3 protein-coding genes are annotated in these 4,114 nt (G+C 74.7%); 2 read left to right on the top strand and 1 reads right to left on the bottom strand.

The genetic code is table 11. From position 1 onward, the window contains the following. Window positions 1–1,758: primosome assembly protein PriA (locus ACFWGZ_RS39965; protein WP_382456797.1), on the top strand; the 1,758-nt coding region annotated here is incomplete at its 5' end. 3 nt (window positions 1,759–1,761) lie between these two features. Here ACFWGZ_RS39965 and ACFWGZ_RS39960 read toward each other — a convergent pair. Continuing rightward, window positions 1,762–2,229 carry a hypothetical protein gene (locus ACFWGZ_RS39960; protein ID WP_382456796.1) on the bottom strand — a complete coding sequence of 156 codons (468 nt, stop codon included), beginning with the start codon at window positions 2,227–2,229 and terminating at the stop codon, window positions 1,762–1,764. A gap of 66 nt (window positions 2,230–2,295) precedes the next feature. Between ACFWGZ_RS39960 and ggt the strand changes: the two genes are divergently transcribed. After that, entirely contained in the window at window positions 2,296–4,065 is a 1,770-nt protein-coding gene (gene ggt / locus ACFWGZ_RS39955; RefSeq protein WP_382456795.1) for a gamma-glutamyltransferase, read from the top strand. The last annotated feature ends 49 nt before the right edge of the window (window positions 4,066–4,114 follow it).

The following is a 4,114-nucleotide window of genomic DNA, read 5'->3' as shown; positions in this document are numbered from 1 at the left end:
TCACCCACCGCCTCCTCACCCACCGCCTCCTCACCCACCGCCTCCTCACCCACCGACCCCACCGCCTCCTCACCCGCCACCGCCGCCCCCGAGTCCGCCGCCCCGCCCGCGGACTCCACCCCGCCTCCACCCCCCGCCTCGCCGTCTCCACCCGCCGCCCCGGCCGATCTCCCCGCGCGGTCCCAGCTCCCTCCCGTCCCCGCCGGCGCCTGGTCCCGCTACCCCCGCGGCCCCAAGTACCTCGAAGCCCTGCGCGAGGGCCGCCCCGCCCACGCCGTCTGGCAGGCCCTGCCCTCCGAGGACTGGCCCGCTCGCCTCGCCGAAGCCGCGGCCGCCGTCGCCTCGACCGGGCGCGGTGTCGTGATCGTCGTGCCCGACCACCGCGACTCCGCCCGCGTGACCGAGGCGTGCAGCCGTCTGATCGAGGGCGTCGTGACGCTGGCGGCCGACCTCGGGCCGTCGGAGCGCTACAAGCGGTGGCTGTCCGTGCGCCGTGGCGTGGCGCGTGTGGTGGTGGGTACGCGTGCGACGGCGTTCGCGCCTATCAAGGATCCCGGTCTGCTGATCGTCTGGGACGACGGCGACGATCTGCACGTCGAGCCCCGCTCGCCGTATCCGAACGTGCGCGACGTGCTGGTGCAGCGCGCGCACATGACCGGGGCGGCGTTGCTGATCGCCGGGTTCGCCCGCACGGCCGAGGCGCAGCTGCTGGTCGAGACGGGCTGGGCGCACGAGATCGTGGCGTCGCGCGAGACGCTGCGGGCCGTCGCGCCGCGGGTGGTGTCGGTGGGCGACAACGACTGGCAGGACGTCAAGGACCCGGCGGCCCGCACGGCCCGGTTGCCGTCCATCGCGTTCGACGCCGCCCGCTTCGCCCTCACCGACTCGCCGGTGCTCATCCAGGTGCCGCGGCGCGGTTACGTGCCGGCGCTCGCGTGCGGGCAGTGCCGCGGGCCCGCCCGGTGCCGGCGGTGCGCGGGGCCACTCGCGTTGCCGGGCGGCACCGAGGACGGCCTGCCGAAGCCCGCCTACTGCCGGTGGTGCGCGGCGACGGAGGCCGGGTTCCGGTGCCCGACGTGCGGGTCGCGGCGGTTGCGCGGGCAGATCATCGGTGCCCGGCGCACGGCCGAGGAGCTCGGCCGGGCGTTTCCCGGGCACCCGGTGCGGACCAGCGGCGCGGACGAGGTGCTGACCGTCGTCCCCGGCAAGCCCTCCCTGGTGGTGGCGACGCCGGGCGCCGAACCGGTGGCCGAGGGCGGCTACGGGGCGGTGCTGCTGCTCGACGGCTGGGCGTTGCTCGGGCGGGCCGACCTGCGGGCGTCCGAGGAGGCGCTGCGGCGGTGGATGACGGCGGCGGGACTGGTGCGTCCCGGCACCGGGCGCGTGGTCGTCATCGCCGACTCGGCGCTCACGCCCGTGCAGGCCCTCGTGCGGTGGGACCCGGTGTGGCACGCCGCCACCGAGCTCGCCGCGCGCACCGAGCTCGGGTTCCCGCCCGCGGTGCGGATGGCCACCGTCGACGGCACCCCCGACGCGGTGAACGCGCTGCTCGACGAGCTGCGGCTGCCCCCGACCGGGGAGGTCCTCGGCCCGGTGCCGCTGGGGGAGGACGAGTCGAGGGAACGCGCACTCGTGCGCGTCGCCCGCAGCGAAGGGCGCGAGCTGGCCGCCGTGCTCGCCGAGGCGCAGAAGGTGCGAACCGCGCGCAAGGAGCAGGACCTGGTGCGCATCAAGCTCGACCCGCTCGAGGTGCTCTGACCGTCAGTCCTCGTAGTGGGACCGCAGGCCCGCCATGTGCTCGCGGACGTCCTCGTCGGTGAGCTTCTCGTACCCGAGGTACTCGGACATGTAGGCCATGAGCTCGGCGCGGTCCGGGTGCTCCTCGGACGCGATGACGTGCGCCGTCGTGTCCGCGATGCCCGCCGGGAACAGCAGGAAGCCGTCGAGGCCCGCCATCGTGTCGAAGGAGGCGTTCTTGGCCTCCCACAACGCCCAGACGTCCTCCTCGCGGCCGCACTCGGCGAGCAGCAGCGCCGCGAGGCCCAGCGCCTCGCTCACACCCCAGCCCTCGCGGTGCACGGCCGTCTCCTCGGCGAGCAGGTGGCGCAGCAGGGCGGCGTCGTCCTCGCGCCGCTCGCGCAGCAGGAGGTGCAGCGCCTCCTCGCGGTCCGCCTCGTCCAGCGGGGTGTTCGTGAAATCCGTTCGCAACCGGGCAAGATCGATCGACACGCCCGGCACCTTAGGCCTTCCTCAAGGGGTGTTGCCATCCGGTCGCAACGGAGTAGAAGTTTCCGCATGTTGCGAACGGTTGCCGCTCTGACGCTCTCCGTCGTACTGGTCGTTCCTGCGCAGGCAGGAGCGGCGGAAACCCCACCGCGCGTCCCCGAACAGGTCGGCTGGGGCGGCGCGGTCTCCAGCGTCGACCCGGACGCGTCCCAGATCGGCGTCGACGTGCTCCGCCGCGGTGGCAACGCCGTCGACGCCGCCGTCGCCACGGCCGCCGCGCTCGGCGTCACCGACCCGTTCTCCGCGGGCATCGGCGGCGGCGGGTTCTTCGTCCACTACGACGCCCGCACCCATCGGGTGTCCACTCTGGACGGACGCGAGACGGCCCCGCGCTCCGCGACCGACCAGCTCTTCGTCGAGAACGGCGCACCGCTGCCGTTCGCCGAGGCGATGACGAGCGGCCTGTCCGTCGGCGTCCCCGGCACGCCCAAGACGTGGCAGCTCGCCCTGCGCAAGTGGGGCACGCTGAACCTGCGCGAGGCCATGGCGCCCGCGGAGGCGCTGGCGCGCCGCGGGTTCGTCGTCGACAAGACGTTCAACACGCAGATCGCGAACAACGCCGCCCGGTTCGCCGACTTCACCTCGACCCGCGACCTCTACCTGCCGGGTGGCCAGCCGCCCGCCGTCGGCAGCACCTTCCGCAACCCGCAGCTCGCCGACACCTACCGCGAACTGGCGCGCACCGAGCTCGCGTCCCTCTACGGCGGCGCGGTCGGCCGCGACCTCGTCGACGCCGTGCGCAAGCCGCCGGTGGTACCGGGCACGACCCGGAACATCCGCGCCGGCGACATGAAGCTCTCCGACCTCACCCGTTACCAGGTCGAACGCCGCGACCCGACCCGCACGAGCTACCGCGGCCTCGACGTCTACGGCATGGCCGCGCCGTCCTCCGGCGGCACGACCGTCGGCGAGGCGCTCAACATCCTCGAGTCGACCGACCTCGCGAAGGCCTCCGACGTCGAGTACCTGCACCGCTTCATCGAGTCCACGAAGCTCTCCTTCGCCGACCGCTCCCGCTGGGTGGGCGACCCGGCCTTCAGCCGCGTGCCGACCGAGGGCCTGCTCTCGCAGCGGTTCGCCGACAGCCGCGCGTGCCTGATCAAGCCCGACGCCGTGCTGCCCGCCCCGCAGCCCGCCGCCGACCCGCGCAACCCGCAGCCGTGCCGCTCCACCGCGGGCCTCTCCCCGCTGAGCGAGGACGCCGAACGCACCACGCACCTCACCGTCGCCGACCGCTGGGGCAACGTCGTCGCCTACACCCTCACCATCGAGGCGGAGGGCGGCAGCGGCATCGTCGTCCCCGGCCGCGGCTTCCTGCTGAACAACGAGCTCACCGACTTCGAGTTCGTCGCCCCCACCCCCGGCGTCCCGCACCCGAACCTGCCGGGCCCGGGCAAGCGCCCGCGGTCGTCGATGGCGCCGACCATCGTCCTCGACCACGGCAAGGTCGTCTTGGCCGTCGGCTCACCGGGCGGCGCCACCATCATCACCACGGTCGCCCAGATCCTGACGGGCCGCCTGGACCGCAAGCTGTCCCTGCTCGACGCGGTGGCGGCCCCGCGCGCCTCCCAGCGCAACGCGGCCACGACCCCGGCCGAGGCGGAGTTCCTCGCCGCCCCGGCCACCGCGGGCCTGCAGGCGATCGGCCACAGGTTCAGCCAGAACGCCGAGATCGGCGCCGCGACCGCCGTCGAACGCACCCCGGACGGCCGCTGGCGCGCGGTGGCCGAACCGACCCGGCGCGGGGGAGGCGCGGCCCGCGTGGTGAAGGTGGGCTGACCCGGCCCGTTCTGCCCAACCGAGCGGCTGGGGTGCGGACTTCCGCACC

This window comes from Lentzea sp. NPDC060358, from assembly GCF_042725365.1.
Classification (GTDB): Bacteria; Actinomycetota; Actinomycetes; order Mycobacteriales; family Pseudonocardiaceae; genus Lentzea.
The sequence above is the reverse complement of the archived record's forward strand: the minus strand, read 5'-3'. Positions and strand labels throughout refer to the sequence as shown.

Bases quoted from the DNA above. Each gene is read 5' to 3' on its own strand.
- ggt (WP_382456795.1), top strand. From the start codon at position 2,296: ATGTTGCGAACGGTTGCCGCTCTGACGCTCTCCGTCGTACTGGTCGTT.